Source organism: Acuticoccus kalidii, from assembly GCF_021556395.1.
In the GTDB taxonomy this organism is placed as follows: Bacteria; Pseudomonadota; Alphaproteobacteria; order Rhizobiales; family Amorphaceae; genus Acuticoccus; species Acuticoccus kalidii.
This window is the reverse complement of the sequence record NZ_JAKGCS010000015.1, coordinates 158746-174241: the sequence shown is the minus strand read 5'-3', so window position 1 is coordinate 174241 and position 15496 is coordinate 158746. Positions and strand designations below refer to the sequence as shown.

General features: G+C 67.4%; 14 protein-coding genes and 1 pseudogene. 11 read left to right on the top strand and 4 right to left on the bottom strand.

The window, feature by feature from the left end; genetic code table 11:
* Positions 1–4: 4 nt before the first annotated feature.
* Both L1787_RS08815 and L1787_RS08810 read right to left on the bottom strand, forming a co-directional pair.
* Positions 5–1420, bottom strand: a complete 1416-nt coding sequence (locus L1787_RS08815; protein ID WP_235708418.1) for a metallopeptidase TldD-related protein — start codon at positions 1418–1420, stop codon at positions 5–7.
* Positions 1421–1987: 567 nt separating this feature from the next.
* Positions 1988–2491, bottom strand: a pseudogene (locus tag L1787_RS08810) (invasion associated locus B family protein); the annotation flags it as partial.
* Between the two features lie 397 nt (positions 2492–2888).
* Here L1787_RS08810 and coxB point away from each other — a divergent pair.
* The 7 genes from coxB (at position 2889) to L1787_RS08775 (ending at position 9517) form a co-directional block, all read left to right on the top strand.
* Positions 2889–3797, top strand: a complete 909-nt coding sequence (coxB, locus tag L1787_RS08805) for a cytochrome c oxidase subunit II (protein ID WP_235708417.1) — start codon at positions 2889–2891, stop codon at positions 3795–3797.
* Positions 3798–3900: 103 nt separating this feature from the next.
* Complete coding sequence (gene ctaD / locus L1787_RS08800) at positions 3901–5496, top strand: cytochrome c oxidase subunit I (protein ID WP_235708413.1); 1596 nt, start codon at positions 3901–3903, stop codon at positions 5494–5496.
* A 188-nt stretch (positions 5497–5684) separates the two neighbouring features.
* Positions 5685–6602 (top strand): heme o synthase, encoded by a 918-nt coding sequence (locus tag L1787_RS08795; protein WP_235708411.1) that lies wholly within the window; start codon positions 5685–5687, stop codon positions 6600–6602.
* Between the two features lie 86 nt (positions 6603–6688).
* A complete protein-coding gene (locus tag L1787_RS26260) occupies positions 6689–6808 on the top strand; it encodes a cytochrome c oxidase system small membrane protein (RefSeq protein WP_500793365.1) in 120 nt (39 codons plus the stop codon).
* Positions 6805–7392: a cytochrome c oxidase assembly protein gene (locus L1787_RS08785; RefSeq protein WP_235708409.1), complete on the top strand. Its 588-nt coding sequence runs from the start codon at positions 6805–6807 to the stop codon at positions 7390–7392. The genes L1787_RS26260 and L1787_RS08785 overlap by 4 nt, the downstream gene beginning before the upstream one ends.
* A 501-nt stretch (positions 7393–7893) precedes the next feature.
* Positions 7894–8763 (top strand): cytochrome c oxidase subunit 3, encoded by an 870-nt coding sequence (locus L1787_RS08780; RefSeq protein WP_235708407.1) that lies wholly within the window; start codon positions 7894–7896, stop codon positions 8761–8763.
* Position 8764: 1 nt separating this feature from the next.
* Positions 8765–9517, top strand: a complete 753-nt coding sequence (locus L1787_RS08775) for an SURF1 family protein (RefSeq protein WP_235708406.1) — start codon at positions 8765–8767, stop codon at positions 9515–9517.
* Positions 9518–9532: 15 nt separating this feature from the next.
* Here L1787_RS08775 and L1787_RS08770 read toward each other — a convergent pair whose 3' ends face one another.
* Together L1787_RS08770 and L1787_RS08765 are read right to left on the bottom strand one after the other, a co-directional pair.
* Positions 9533–10498 (bottom strand): bifunctional riboflavin kinase/FAD synthetase, encoded by a 966-nt coding sequence (locus L1787_RS08770; RefSeq protein WP_235708405.1) that lies wholly within the window; start codon positions 10496–10498, stop codon positions 9533–9535.
* Positions 10499–10512: 14 nt separating this feature from the next.
* Positions 10513–11364 (bottom strand): TIGR01459 family HAD-type hydrolase, encoded by an 852-nt coding sequence (locus L1787_RS08765; protein ID WP_235708402.1) that lies wholly within the window; start codon positions 11362–11364, stop codon positions 10513–10515.
* 194 nt (positions 11365–11558) lie between these two features.
* Between L1787_RS08765 and mutL the strand changes: the two genes are divergently transcribed.
* From mutL to tolR, 4 genes are all read left to right on the top strand, one after another.
* A complete protein-coding gene (gene mutL, locus L1787_RS08760; RefSeq protein WP_235708401.1) occupies positions 11559–13508 on the top strand; it encodes a DNA mismatch repair endonuclease MutL in 1950 nt (649 codons plus the stop codon).
* Positions 13505–13897, top strand: coding sequence for a hotdog domain-containing protein (locus tag L1787_RS08755; RefSeq protein WP_235708400.1), 393 nt, complete (start codon positions 13505–13507; stop codon positions 13895–13897). Before mutL ends, L1787_RS08755 begins: the two co-directional genes overlap by 4 nt.
* A 437-nt stretch (positions 13898–14334) precedes the next feature.
* Complete coding sequence (gene tolQ / locus L1787_RS08750) at positions 14335–15045, top strand: protein TolQ (protein ID WP_235708399.1); 711 nt, start codon at positions 14335–14337, stop codon at positions 15043–15045.
* The gene (gene tolR, locus L1787_RS08745) at positions 15045–15494 is read left to right on the top strand and encodes a protein TolR (RefSeq protein WP_235708398.1); all 450 of its coding nucleotides are present in this window, start codon (positions 15045–15047) and stop codon (positions 15492–15494) included. The genes tolQ and tolR overlap by 1 nt, the downstream gene beginning before the upstream one ends.
* Positions 15495–15496: the final 2 nt, after the last annotated feature.

Genomic DNA, 15496 nt, shown 5'->3' with positions numbered 1-15496 from the left:
TCGTTTACGTTTCTGTTCCGCCGACGGTCATTGCGTTGATGCGGATCGTCGGCTGCCCGACACCGACCGGAACCCATTGGCCCTGCTTGCCGCAGGTGCCGATCCCGTGGTCGAGCGCCATGTCGTTGCCGACGGCCGTGATCCGCGTCAAGGCGTCGGGGCCGTTGCCGATGAGCATCGCGCCGCGCACAGGCTCGCAGATCTTGCCGTCGCGCAGGCGATAGGCCTCGGTCGAGGAGAACACGAACTTGCCGCTCGTGATGTCGACCTGCCCGCCGCCGAACGACACCATATAGAGCCCGTCTTTGACGCCGGCGCGGATCTCCTCGGGGTCGGCATTGCCTCCGCGCATGATCGTGTTGGTCATGCGCGGCATGATGGTGTGGGCGTAGGACTGGCGCCGGCCGTTGCCGGTCGGGACCATGCCCATGAGGCGGGCGTTCTGCCGGTCCTGCATGTAGCCGACGAGGCGGCCGTCTTCGATGAGGACGGTCTCGTGGCTCGGCGTTCCCTCGTCGTCGATCGAGAGGGAGCCGCGCCGGTCCGGGTGGGTGCCGTCGTCGACGACGGTGACGCCGGGGGAGGCGACGCGTTCGCCCATCAGCCCGGCAAAAGCGCTCGTCTTGCGGCGGTTGAAGTCACCTTCGAGGCCATGACCGACGGCCTCGTGAAGGAGAATGCCGGGCCAGCCCGGACCGAGCACGACGTCGAACGTGCCGGCCGGGGCGGGCGCGGCGTCGAGATTGACGAGAGCGCGACGAAGCGCCTCGTCCACCGCCGCCTGCCATGTGCCGTCCGCGATGAAGCGGGCATAGGGCTCGCGCCCACCGGCCCCGTAGCTGCCGGTTTCGCGCCGATCGCCGTCGGCGACCATGACGCTCACGGTGAAGCGCACCAGCGGGCGGATATCGTCGAGGCGCTGGCCGCCGGCGCGCAGGATGTTGACGATCTGCCGCTCGGCGTTGAGCGAGATCGACACCTGGCGCACCCGCGGATCCTTGGCGCGGGCATAGGCATCCATCGTGGCGAGGAGGGCGGCCTTGTCGGCGAAGGCGGGCGCCGCGATCGGGTCGATATCGCCATAAAGCCGGCGGTTCGTCCCCTGCGGCGCGACGTCGACATTGCCTTCGCGCCCGCGTCCGACGATCGAAACGGCGTCGGCGGCGCGGCGCAGTGCCCCTTCCGAGACGTCCGAGGCGTGCGCGACGGCGACCGCTTCACCCGCGACGGCGCGCAACCCGAAGCCGTCCGAGACGTCGAAGGCGGCGGATTTCAGCCGTCCATCGTCGAAGACGAGGCTTTCGCTGGTGCGGTGCTCGACGAAGAGCTCGCCATCGTCCGAACCGTTCAGCGCGTCGTCGACGATCCCGCCGGCGCGCGCGGCATCGAGCCCGTGCCGCTCGAACAGATCCTCACTCATAGCTGCATCTCCTCACGACGAGCGCGGCGGACGGGGAGCGCCCGGCGACCGCGGTCCGTTGGACGGCCGGCCCGGTTTCGGGCCCTGCCGTTCGCCGCGCTGTTGCGGCGGCGCTTTGGGGAGTTGGCGTTGCGGGCCCGGTCCAGCAAGACGTGGCGGCTCGCGACGGCCTGAGATCATGCGGCGGCTCGCGGGCTCGTCGTCATCGTCGGCGTCGTCATCCTCCTCGGCATAGAGTTCGGCCTCCGCCGCGGCCTGCGCCTCGGCTTCGGCCTCCGCCCGCGCTTCGGCACGGCGACGGCGGCGCCGGCGTCCGGCGCGGATGATCAGGAGAATAATGACGGCGAGGAGGACGATCGCCGCGGCGATGGCGCCTGCGACATAGGGAAGAAGGTCGTCCTCGAGGAGGCGGTCGAGCTCGGTCCGATCGTCGGGCGGGATCGAAAAGCTCGTCGGGGCGGCCGCGTTGGCGCCGGAGGCGGGAGCGGCGACGACTTCGGTGTTGGTTTCGATCGGCTCGTTCGCATCCTCGATCGCGCCGTCCTCCGGGGCGGGGGGCGGATTGTCGAGCGCCGCGAAACCATCGGAAAAGCCGTTGAGGGAAATCGGGACGCCGATCCCCTCTTCGGGGGTCTGGAAGATGACGAAGGTCGCCGTGTTGCCGGCGGCGAATCGCTCCATCAGGCCGTCATCGAGTTCGACCTCGGCGATGCAGCCCTCCGGCAGGCAGCGCACGAAGCCCGCGAGGCCGACTTCGTTGTTGTCGATCGAGAGGCCGAGACCGGAGGGGAGGAGCACGCCGAGCGGGGCGAGCACGCGCAGGATGCGCGCCTGCCGGTCCGCGGTGTGGAGAAAAATGACGGTCAGGCCGACATTCGCGCGGTCCTGCGCCTCGACATTCTGGACGAGGGCGCATTGCTCGCTGGGCGCGCCGACCGGGCGCTCGCAACGGATCTGCCAGTCGCCATGGCGGGCGACGATGCGGCCTTGCGCCTCAGCATCGCTCGGTGCCGCGAGGGCGCCGAGAAAGGCGAGAAGGCCGGTCAAAACACTCAAGAGGGTACGCGACATCGTGGCAATCCTTCGGCGGAGGCGCTTCACCTAGCACAGCTCGCCGCGGGGGTCAGGGATCCGCGGCGGTGACGGCGATGCGAGGCGTCCGTGCCTGGCCTGCTGAGACAATACCGTCCGGCACCGGAATGAAAGAGCGTAGTGTGACCAATTCTCCACGCGCAACGCTTCGGCCCCGTCCCGAGGCTGGTTTGCCCAGCCCCTGATGATGCGTTGGCGGTAGCATCGTCGAAGCGAGAGGGATATGGAGTTCGTTGCGGCGAATTGCGGTTCGCCGTCGTCGGATCGGTCTGTGGACGTGGGTTCGTTCTGCCGCTAAGTTCAGGACGTACCGAAATTCGTGAGAGACAACGGTCCGTGCGCAATGCATATGCGACACGTTGAGATGGGGCGAGGAATGAGACGAGCGCTTGCAAAAGGCGGGCTTCTGGGCACGGTGATGCTGTCGGCTCTCCTGGGATTGCTGACGGTGGCCGAGGCTGCGCAGCCCGAGCCGTGGGGAATCGGCATGCAAGCGGCGGCGACCGGCCTCGCTGAGCAGGTCTTCTGGTTCGAGCGCTATACGCTGTGGATTATCACGGCCATCGTGATCTTCGTGCTCGGCCTGCTTCTGTGGGTGATCGTGCGCTACAATCACCGCTCCAACCCGAAGGCGAGCTCGACCGCGCACAACACGGTGATCGAGGTGGTGTGGACGATCGTCCCGGTCCTCATCCTCGTGATGATCGCCTTCCCGTCCTTCCGTCTCCTCTTCGCGCAGACGACGATTCCGACCCCCGACCTGACGATCAAGGCGATCGGCGGCCAGTGGTACTGGAATTACGAATATGTCGATCCGGGCATGGAGGACATCAAGATCACCTCGTACATGCTCGACGACGACCAGCGGTCGGAGCGGATGGAGCAGTACGGGATGAACGTGCACGACGTCCCGCGTCTCCTCGCGGTCGACTATCCGATCGTGGCCCCGGCCGGTGCCACGGTGCAGGTGCTCGTGACCTCGCTCGACGTGAACCACGCGTGGACCGTGCCGTCCTTCGGCATCAAGCGCGACGCGATTCCGGGGCGCCTCAATGAAACCTGGTTCAAGGCGGGCGAGCCCGGCGTCTATTATGGTCAGTGCTCCGAGCTGTGCGGCCGTCAGCACGCCTTCATGCCGATCGAGGTCCACATCGTGACCCCCGAGCGCTTCGAGGAGTGGTCGACCGCCGCGAAGGAAGATCTCGACGCGGCGAACGACATGCTGCTGACCTGGCAGGCCGAATCGAGCGAGCCCGCCGTGGCGAGCCTCGCGACGACCAACTGAGCCCATTCGTTCGCGCCAAGCCGGTCGGCGGCACGGCGCGAACATCGACGATAAGAATGTGAACGGCTCCGCACCGATCGGAGCCATGAGAGCGGAGAAACCGATGGCGCACGCGGCAGCGGACCACGCGCACGATCATCCCACAGGCTGGCGGCGCTGGTTGTTTTCGACCAACCACAAAGACATCGGTACGATGTACCTGATCTTTGCGATCCTGATGGGCTTCTTTGGCGGCGCGCTATCGTTCGTGATGCGTCTTGAGCTGCAAGAGCCGGGGATGCAGATTTTCGCCAACCCCGAGGTCTACAACGTCATCACGTCCTCGCACGGCCTGATCATGATCTTCTTCATGGTGATGCCGGCGATGATCGGCGGCTTCGGCAACTGGTTCGTGCCGATCATGATCGGCGCGCCGGACATGGCGTTCCCGCGGATGAACAACATCTCGTTCTGGCTTCTGCCGGCGTCGGTGTTGCTCCTGATCATCTCGCTCTTCGTTCCGGGTTCGCCGGGCGCCTACGGTTTCGGCGGCGGGTGGACGATCTATCCGCCTCTGTCGACCACCGGCAATCCCGGCCCCGCGCTCGACTTCTTGATTCTGTCGCTCCACATCGCCGGTGCCTCGTCGATCCTCGGCGCGATCAACTTCATCACCACCATCCTCAACATGCGCGCCCCCGGCATGACGCTGCACAAGATGCCGCTGTTCGCCTGGTCGGTGCTCGTGACGGCGTTCCTGCTCCTTCTGTCGCTCCCGGTCCTCGCCGGCGCGATCACGATGCTGCTCACGGACCGCAATTTCGGAACGACCTTCTTCTCGCCCGCCGGCGGTGGTGATCCGATCCTCTATCAGCACCTGTTCTGGTTCTTCGGCCATCCCGAGGTGTACATCCTGATTCTGCCGGGCTTCGGCATCATCAGCCACATCGTGTCGACCTTCTCGAAGAAGCCCATTTTCGGCTATCTCGGCATGGCCTACGCCATGGTCGCGATCGGTGTCGTCGGCTTCGTCGTGTGGGCGCACCACATGTATACGGTCGGGTTGTCGTCCAACACGCAGGCCTATTTCGTCTTCGCGACGTTGGTGATCGCCGTGCCAACGGGCATCAAGATCTTCTCGTGGATCGCGACCATGTGGGGCGGGGCGATCGAGTTCCGCACGCCGATGCTGTGGGCGATCGGGTTCATCTTCCTGTTCACGCTCGGTGGCGTGACGGGCGTGCAGCTCGCCAATTCCGGCCTCGATCAGGCCTTCCACGACACCTATTACGTCGTCGCGCACTTCCACTATGTGCTGTCGATGGGGGCCGTGTTCGCGATCTTCGCCGGCTGGTACTACTGGTTCCCGAAGATGTTCGGCCTCATGTACTCCGAGCGTCTGGGCAACATCCATTTCTGGCTGATGTTCGTGGGCGTGAACGTGATCTTCTTCCCGCACCACTTCCTCGGCCAGCAGGGCATGCCGCGCCGCTATGTCGACTATCCGGACGCGTTCGCCGGGTGGAACCTCGTGTCCTCGATCGGCGCCTACATCACCGCCGTTTCGATGCTCGTGTTCATCTGGGTGATCGTCGATGCGGTTCTGAAGCACCGCAAGGCGGCGGCGAACCCGTGGGGCCCCGGCGCGACCACGCTCGAGTGGACGCTGTCCTCCCCGCCGCCCTACCACCAGTTCGAGACGTTGCCGCGGATCCGCTAATCCCGCGACGACATTGCGCAGGCCGGGTTCGTCCCGGTCTTGCTGCCGATCAGCGTTCGACGAGGCGGGTTTGCTCGCCTCGTTCCGCTGCTTGGAGCCGGACGGGTTCCAAGCCGAGTTCTGAATTACTATAGAGACAGAGCGGCGGCGGGGCCCGCCGCCCAGTGCGTAAAGGAGCGGGCGACGAAATGACGATCCGGGACAGCGAGGCAGCCGCCATCGTCCTCTCCGAGGCGAGCCCGAACGATTTCGTCGAGCTCCTGAAGCCGCGTGTGATGTCGCTCGTGGTGTTCACCGCGTTCGTCGGCATGGTCCTCGCCCCGGGTTCGGTTCACCCCGTTCTCGCGGCGATCTCCCTGTTCGCGATCGCGGTCGGCGCGGGTGCCTCCGGCGCGCTCAATATGGGCTTTGATTCGGACATCGATTCGGTGATGTCGCGCACCGCCCTGCGGCCCGTGCCGTCCGGCCGCGTGTCGCGCGATGCGGCGCTGTCCTTCGGCGGGATGCTGGCGCTCGGCTCGGTCGTCGTCCTCGGCATGGCCTCCAACTGGACCGCCGCGGCGCTCCTCACCGTGACCATCGGTTTTTATATCGGCATCTATACGCTCTGGCTGAAGCGCCGGACGCCGCAGAATATCGTGATCGGCGGCGCCGCGGGCGCGCTCCCCCCGGTCGTCGCCTGGGCGGCGGTGACGGGGTCGGTCGCGCTGGAGCCGATCATTCTGTTCGTCATCATCTTCCTGTGGACGCCGGCGCATTTCTGGGCCCTCGCGATCCTGAAGCGCGATGACTATGCCCGCGCGGGCGTGCCGATGCTGCCGGTCGTGGCCAGCAAGGCGGCGACCCGGGCGCAGATCCTGCTTTATGCCGTGCTCACCGCGATCTCCGGCATCCTGCCGACGGTTCTCGGCTATGCGGGCCTCTTCTATGCGGTCGTCGCGGTGGGCCTCGGCGCCTGGCTCGTCCAGCGCGCGCTCATCCTGCGCAAGTCCGACGATGCGAGCGAGCGGGGGGACGCCGGCCGCCTCTTCGGTGTGTCGATCGTCTATCTCTTCGCCCTGTTCGGTGCGCTGCTCGCCGACCGCGCCCTCATGGTGATGCTCTGATGGCCGGGCCGACGACCAACGAGACCGAGACCGGCGAGCCCATCGCGCCGCAACCGGACTTCCTCTCCGCCGAAGCCAGTGCGCAGGTGGGGCGCCGTCGCCGCAGCCGGTCGATCGCGATCGCGCTCGTCCTCATCGGGATGGTGGTGCTGTTTTACGTCATCACGATCATCCAGCTCGGCGGCTCCGGGGGGACGCACACATGAGCGAGACGCCGCCCCGCACGTCGCGCTTCGGCCGCCATGGCATGGTGGCTCTGACTTGCGCCGGTCTGGTCGCGATCATGGTCGGTGCGGCCTATGCGTCGGTCCCGCTTTACAATCTCTTCTGCCGGGTGACGGGATTCGGCGGCACGCCCCTCGTTGCGCAGGCTGAAAAGCTGCCGGCGATCAAGGTGCTCGACCGCCAGCTCACCATCCGCTTCGACACCAACATCGCCAACGGCCTGCCCTGGACCTTCCGGGCCAAGGAGCCGACGATGCTCGTCCGCGTCGGCGAGATCGCGGAGGCGACGTTCATCATCGAGAACCTCTCGGACAAGCCGACGGTGGGAAACTCGGTGTACAACGTCACGCCGCCGCAAACCGGTGGCTACTTTACGAAAATTCAGTGTTTCTGCTTCGACGCCCAGCCGCTGGCGCCGGGTGAGCGTCTGGAAGTTCCGGTCGTCTTCTATGTCGATCCGGCCTTCGTCGACGACCGCGATACGCGCGGGCTCGGGGTGATTACACTGTCCTACACCTATTTTCCGCATGTCGGCGGCGGTTCGGGAGTCGGCGGCGAAGGCTGAGCCGGAAGCCGTTCGGCGGACGGGTACTTTTGATCGACTGTTCACCGATCGCGTGCCACAACGGTTGGCGGCCGGTGGGCCTGACGAGACGGGGCAACACTCCGAACAGGGCCGAAAGGCCTGGACGGAGCCGGGGTGATCGTCCCATCATCCGCAGGGTGATCGCCCTCGCCGGATGACGGGGCGAAACGGCCCGAGCGCCGCGGCGTCCCGGACGAATGCGGGGACGGCGCCGTTCGAGTTACGGGGCACGCCCCGTTCGAGGTTCGGGGCGCGTCCGGTCGAATGTCCGGGGCACGCTTCGGGTGGCTTTCCGGGGGACGCCCGGATTGGTTTCGGGGGACACCCCGATTGGCTTTTCGGGACTTCGCTCCCGTTCGATTTTGTCGGGGCTAAGCCCCGATTGCGAGGCGGGGCTTAGCCCCGGTATCCAGGGACGGGGCCCTGCCCCGGATAGACAGCACGACCGGCCGCTGTCGTCTGGCCGGCAAAGGAAGAATGATGGCAGGCGCAACGAAGCCCAACCACGACTATCACATTCTCGATCCCAGCCCGTGGCCGGTTACGGGGTCACTCGGCGCCTTCGTCATGGCGGTCGGCGCCGTGGGGATGATGCGCTGGAACAAGGGCGAACAGCTCGTCCTTGCCGGCGTCGATATCGCCGGTTGGGGCCTGTTTGCGGTCGGGCTCGCCATCGTGCTCGGAACCATGGCCGGCTGGTGGGCCGCCACCACCAAGGAATCGCTGCACGGCGATCATACCCCGGTGGTGAAGCTGCACCTGCGCTACGGGATGCTGCTGTTCATCGCCTCCGAGGTGATGTTCTTCGTCGCCTGGTTCTGGGCCTATTTCGACGTCGCGCTCTTCCCCTCGGCGATCAATCAGCCCCTGCGTCTCGAAGAGACCGGCGGGATCTGGCCGCCGACCTCGATCGAGACCTTCGATCCCTGGCATCTGCCGCTCTTCAACACGATGATCCTCCTGCTCTCGGGCACCACGGTCACGTGGGCGCACCATGCGCTGCTCGAGGACGACAAAGAAGGCCTGCGTTGGGGGCTTCTCCTCACGGTGCTGCTCGGCGCGCTCTTCTCCGTGGTGCAGATCTACGAGTACTCGCACGCGGCGTTCGGCTTCAGCGGCAACATCTACGGCGCGACCTTCTTCATGGCGACCGGCTTCCACGGCTTCCATGTGTTCGTCGGCACGGTGTTCCTGCTCGTCTGCCTCGTGCGTGCGATGAAGGGGCATTTCACCCCGCAGCGTCATTTCGGCTTCGAGGCGGCGGCCTGGTATTGGCACTTCGTCGATGTCGTCTGGCTGTTCCTCTTCATCTGCATCTACGTCTGGGGCGCCGGCGCAGCCGCCCACTGACGTGACGCGACCTGCCAGTCTCGGAGCGCGGGTTCTTCTCGCGCTCCTCGTCGTTAGCGCGTTCGCGATTCTCATCGGCCTCGGAACATGGCAGATGCAGCGCCTCGCCTGGAAAGAGGCGCTGATCGCGGCGGCGACCGACCGGCCGCAGAGCCCCGCCAAGGCGCCTCCGGGCCCGGACGCCTGGCGGACCTTCGACCTCGACCAATGGAACTATCAACGCGTCCGCCTGACGGGGACGTTCGGCCCGAACGAGGCGCACTCCTGGATCGCGCTTTCCGAGCCGCACGGCCCGATCGGCGGCCCCGGCGACTTCGTGGTCGCACCCTTCACCACCGAAGAAGGCTGGTCCGTCCTCGTCAATCGCGGCTTCGTCCCGGAGGCGAAGAAGGATCCGGCGACGCGTCCCGGCTCCGAGCCGCCCGAGGGCGTCGTGACGATCGAGGGGATTATCCGGCGCGACGACACGCCGAACACCTTCACCCCCGATCCCGACCTCGAAAAGAATCGCTTTTTCGGCCGCCACATCGCGACGATGGCGCCCTATCTCGGCCTGTCGCTCGAGAACACCGCGCCCTATTCGATCGATCTCGTCGCCGAGGAGACGCCGGCCGGCGGCCTACCCCAGGCCGGCGAGAGCGTCGTCACCTTCCGCAATCCGCATCTTCAATATGCGCTGACCTGGTACGGCATCGCGGCGGCGCTCGTCGGCGTGGTCGGTGTGGTTCTCTGGCGGCGCCGCAAGGGGGCGTGAGCGCGCCGGGGCGGCTCAGAAATTGAGGGTGCGGTCGAGCGCGGAGATCGGCTGCACCTCGGCGAGGGCGGCCCGCGCGGCGCGGCTGTCGGCGTCCATCTGCTCGATGAGCGCCTCCATCCCGGTGAAGGCGATCTCGGGCCGGAGATATTTCACGAACGTCACCGGCAGGGTCTTGCCGTAGAGGTCGCCTTCGAAGTCGAAGACGAACGTCTCGAGCAAGGGCGCGCCATTGTCGAAGGTGGGACGGCGCCCATAACTCGCAGCCCCGTCGCGCCAGACGCCGTCGATCTCGATGCGGACGGCGTAGATACCGTGGGCAAGCTCGTTGTCCGGCCCGAGCGACTGGTTGGCGGTCGGATAGTTCATCGTTCGCCCGCGCTTCTCGCCGTGGATGATCGGCGCTTCCACCCGATAGCGGTAGCCGAGGAGCGCGGCCGCCCCGTCGAGATCGGCCGCCGCGAGATTCTTGCGGATGCGCGAGGAAGAGATCGCCCCCCGCGCGTCGGTGAACTCGTCGACGACCTCGACCGAAAAGCCGTTCCGCCGCCCCGCGTCCTGCAATGTCGCGACGCCGCCGCTTCGCTTGGCGCCATAGTTGAAATCATGCCCGACGACGACGGCCTTCGCGCCGAAGCGGCGGACGATGATCTCCTCGATGAAGGCATCGGCCGAGAGCGCGGCGAAGGCGGCGTCGAACGTGCCGACGACCATCGCATCGAGGCCGAGCGCCGCCATGACGTGTGCCTTCACCGCGGGCGGCGTGAGGCGGAAGAGGGGACGGCCGGAGAAGAAGGCGCGCGGGTGCGGCTCGAAGGTGAGCGCCGCGGTGGGCCGCCCGGCCGCGAGCGCCGCGCCGAGCACCGCCTGATGGCCGCGATGGACGCCGTCGAAATTGCCGATCGCGACGACGCCGCCTCTGAGGCGATCGGGCACCTTGTCGAGCGTCATGGTGAAGGGGCTGTCGGTCGTCCGTTGCATGGCGGCCGGTCCACTCACCAGGCGAGGCGGGGGGCGAAATGGGTGGTGGTCAGCCGATCGGCGGCGAGCCGCTCGGTAACTTTCGCCGGATCCGGCGCGCCCCGCGGTCCGAGCTCGTCGGCGTGGATGCCGTCGGTGATGAAGAGGGCGTCGAAGCCCTGATTCTTGGCGCCCAGAATGTCGGTCGGCAGACCGTCACCGATCACGAGGACGCGGGCGGCGTCCGGGGCGCGGCGGCGGACCTCTTCGAGCGCCGCTTTGTAGATCGGCGCGTGCGGCTTGCCGAAATGGAGTGTCGCGCCGCCCATCTCGTCATAGAGGTTGGCGAGCGCGCCGGCGCAATAAATGAGCTGGGTGCCGCGCACCACGATCACGTCCGGATTGGCGCAGATTACCGGGATGCCGAGCGTCAGGATGTGGGCGAGCTCGTCGCGATAGTCGTCCGGGGTCTCGGTCGTGTCGTCGCGCAGGCCGGCGATGATGACGGCGTCCGCCTCGTCCGCCGATGCGGCGAGGGTGATCGGCGTGCCCTCATAAAGCGGCAGGTCGCGCGTCGGGCCGATATGGTGCACGGAGCGCACGCCCCGCTCGGCGAGGAAGGTCCGCACCACGTCGCCGGAGGACACGATCGTGTCGAAGGCGGTCTGAGGGATGCCGAAGCTCTCGAGCTGTGTGACGACCGGGCCCGAGGGGCGCGGTGCGTTGGTGATCAGCACGACCGGCCCGTGCGCGCGGAAGCGGGCGAGCGCGTCGGCCGCACCGTCGTGCGCGGCGATCCCGTTGTGGAGGACGCCCCAGACATCGCACAGGATCGCGTCATAATCGTCGGCGATGGAAGACAGACCGGAAAGGGGCGCGTTGGACATGGTTGAGGGACCGGCGCGCCGGGGCTCGTCACCGGGGCGCGTAATTGAGCTGTGGACGTTTGGCGGATGAAGGCGCCCGATCGAGGCGCTCCGACAGGGGTGGCCTAGCGCAATCGGCCCGATCAGCATAGACCGCAAGGCAGAATTGGCCGCGGCGCCGTGGCGCGCTCGGCCACTTTCCCGCGAGGAGGACGATGGGCGACACCGCTGAGACCCTCTCCACCCCGTCCGCCGTCAGGCGGCTCGACGATCGGCTGATCGACAAGATCGCCGCCGGCGAGGTCGTGGAGCGTCCGGCGAGCGTGGTCAAGGAGCTCGTCGAGAATGCGCTCGACGCCGGCGCGCGCGCCATCGAGGTGACGATCGAAGGCGGCGGCACCGGCCTCATCCGCATCGCCGACGATGGCCACGGCATCGCCCCGGACGAACTGCCCCTCGCGATCGCCCGACACTGCACCTCGAAGCTGTTCGACGCCGCCGGCCTCGCGGCGATCACCACCATGGGCTTTCGCGGCGAGGCGTTGCCGTCGATCGGCGCGGTGGCGCGGTTGACGCTGACCTCGCGCCATCGGAGCGCGGACGCCGCGGCGCGGATCGTCGTCGAAGGCGGGCGGGCCGGGCCGGTGGAGCCTGCGGGCCGCGCCGTCGGAACCACCGTGGAGGTGCGCGATCTCTTCTACGCCACCCCGGCGCGGCTGAAATTCCTGAAGAGCGACCGGACCGAGGCGACGGCGATCGGCGACACCGTGCGCCGTCTCGCGCTGTCGGCGCCGCATGTCGCCTTCACGCTGTCGATGGGCGGACGCGCGACGCGCTATCAGCCGGGTACGCCGCAGTCGCGGGCGCGCGAGGTGCTCGGCGCGGAATTCGCCGAGGAGGCGGTCGCGCTGGCGGCGGAGCGGAGCGGGGTGCGGCTCACCGGGCAGCTCGGGTTGCCGACCAACGGGCGCTCGACCTCTCAGCATCAGTACGCCTTCGTGAATGGCCGCGTCGTCCGCGACAAGCTGATCACCCAGGCACTGCGCGCCGGCTATCAGGACGTGATGGCCCGTGACCGGCAACCGATGGCGGTCGTCTTCATCGAGATCGACCCCGCCAATGTCGACGTCAACGTGCATCCGGCGAAGGCCGATGTCCGCTTTCGCGATGCGCAGGCGGTGCGGGGGCTGATCGTCTCCGCGATCCGCCGTCAGCTCGCGGAGGCTGCACCGCGCTCGTCGCGCTCGGTCGCCAATGCCGCGATCGCCGCGCTGTCGAACCGCCCGCGCGAGTGGCAGCCCGCCTTCGCGATCGATGCGGCGATCGACGCGTCGGGGGATACCCCGGAGGGGCTCGCCGAGGACGGCGCATCCTGGACGCTGAGAGAAGGCGCCGCCGATGCGGCCGGGGAGGGCGCCGACACGCGTGCCGGCCTCAACGAGGGCGTCCGCCGCGAGGCCTGGCGCGCTCCGGCTCGGCGGGCGAGCTTCCCGCCGATCGCCCGGACATTCGTCCGCCCGCCATCGCCGGCAAGCGAAACGCCGACGCCATCCGGGCCGACCGAGGCGGCGGGCGTGCCGTCCGACCACCCGCTCGGCGCCGCGGTCGCGCAGGTGCACGGCAACTATATCGTCGCGCAGACCGCCGACGGCGTCGCCATCATCGATCAGCACGCCGCGCACGAGCGGATCGTCTACGAGGCGCTGAAAAAGGCCGCCGCCAGCAAGGCGCCGCCCTCGCAAGGGCTGTTGATCCCCGACGTCGTGGAGCTCGACCCCGACGACGTCGCCGCCCTCGGCGATCATGCCGAGGCGCTCGCCCGCTTCGGGCTGGTGTTGGAGCCGTTCGGGCCGGGCGCCGTCGTGGTGCGCGAAACGCCGGCCGCGCTCGGGACGTTCGACGTCGCGGGCCTCGTCCGCGAGTTGGCCGACGAGATCACCGAATGGGGCGCGGCCGGGGCGCTTGAAGCGCGGCTCGACCATGTCGCCGCCACGATGGCCTGTCACGGCTCGGTGCGCTCGGGCCGCGCCTTGCGTCCCGAGGAGATGAACGCGCTGCTGCGGCAGATCGAGGCGACGCCGTCGGCGGGGCAGTGCAATCACGGCCGGCCGACCTTCGTGGCGCTCTCGCTCGCCGAAATCGAAAGGTTGTTTGAACGGCGATGAGCTTTCGCTTCGATATCCGCCTCTATTTCGAGGACACCGACTTTACCGGCCGCGTCTATCACGGCGCCTATGTGCGCTTTCTGGAGCGTGGGCGCACCGAATGGTTGCGCGTCGCCGGGATCGACCATGCCGAGCTCGCGAATCGGACGCCGCCGCTCTTCTTCACGCTCCGCTCGCTGTCGCTCACCTTCCACGCCCCGGCGATGATCGACGATCTCATCACCGTGGTGTCGACGTCGGCGGGCGAGCGGCGCGTCGCCTTTCTCGTCGAGCAGACGGTCTGGCGCGGCGAAACGAAGCTCGTGACCGGCATGGCCGAACTCTGTCTGATCGATCCGGCCGGGCGACCGATGCGGCCGCCGCAAGGCGTTCGCGACGCCCTGTCCTGAGGCTGGGGAGGGCTGTGGCAAGTCGACACGCCGCCCCACTCACTCACCGTCGAGACCGCCCGAATCGGGGACGATCCGAGGCCGATGGGAGCTCCGGACGGCAGCCTCCCCGCGGCCGCTTTCGCAACATTGGCCCGGATTTGGCGCTCTTCGGGGCGCAGATCTTTCAATGTCTTGCGTTCGATCTCACGATTTATGGAATATCCGCCCAATCGCCCCGATCGGCCACGGTCTCGGTCGCCGGAAGGGGCGGCCGTAGTGATCTGTGATCGGCCGTGCGCGAAGCGGGCTCTAGCCACGGCTGGGCCGACGCGGTAGAGGGACCGATATCGCCGCCCGCATAGCGGACGCGATCGATTCAAGAATGGTACGTCAGCGTTGGAGTGTGGGAGTGACCCCCAGCACGACTATGACAAGATCTGCGTCAGGACTCACCCGTGGGTGATGCTGTAACGACCGGCGCGGCACTCGCGTCTCCCGGTGATTTTTCGCTTCTCGCCCTCTTCCTCGAAGCGCACATCGTTGTGAAGCTGGTCATGATCGGCCTGCTTCTCGCGTCGTTTTGGTGTTGGGCGATCATCTTCTACAAGACCGTCGCGTTCCGGCGGTTGCGTGCGCGCATCCTCGCCTTCGAGGACGACTTCTGGTCCGGCCAGTCGCTCGAGGAGCTCTACCGCAAGCAGTCGGAAGAGCAGTCGGACGGGCTCGCCGCGGTCTTCGTCGCCGCGATGCGCGAATGGAAGCGCAGCCACGAGGGTGAAAAGCCCGCGCTCGCCTCGCTCGCCCAACGCATCGATAGGGTGATGACGATGACGCTCGCCCGCGAGGGCGAGGAGATGGAACGCGGCCTCACCGTGCTCGCCTCGACCGGCTCCGCGGCACCCTTTATCGGCCTCTTCGGCACGGTCTGGGGCATCATGAGCTCGTTCCAGGCCATCGCGGCGTCCGAGTCCACCAACCTCGCGGTCGTCGCGCCCGGTATTGCCGAGGCGTTGCTCGCGACCGCGCTCGGCCTCCTCGCCGCTATTCCAGCGACGATCTTCTACAATAAGCTCGCCAGCGATGTGGGACGCATCACGCAGCAGATGGAAGGGTTCGCGGACGAATTCCTCGCCATTCTGTCGCGGGAGATCGACGAGAGGCTCTGATGGGCATGTCAGCGCCAACACCCGGAGGCATGGGACGCGGCCGCGGACGTCGCGGTCGCCGGTTCCAGCCGATGAGCGAAATCAACGTCACGCCGTTCGTGGACGTGATGCTGGTGCTGCTCATCATCTTCATGGTTTCCGCACCGCTTCTCACCGTGGGCGTGCCGATCGACCTGCCGCAGTCGGCCGCGAAGCCGCTCGAGGGCGACGTCGACCCGCTCACCATTTCGATCGACCCGGACGGGGTCATCTACCTGCAGGAGACGGAGATCGAGATCGACCAGCTCATCGGCCGCCTCGAGGCGATCGCCCAGAATGGCTACGAAGAGCGGGTCCTCGTGCGCGGTGACGCCGCGTCGAGCTATGGGACGATCATGCGTGTGATGGGCCGCCTCAACCGGGCCGGCTTCAACCGCATCGCGCTCGTCACCACCGAGGAGGCGACCTGAGC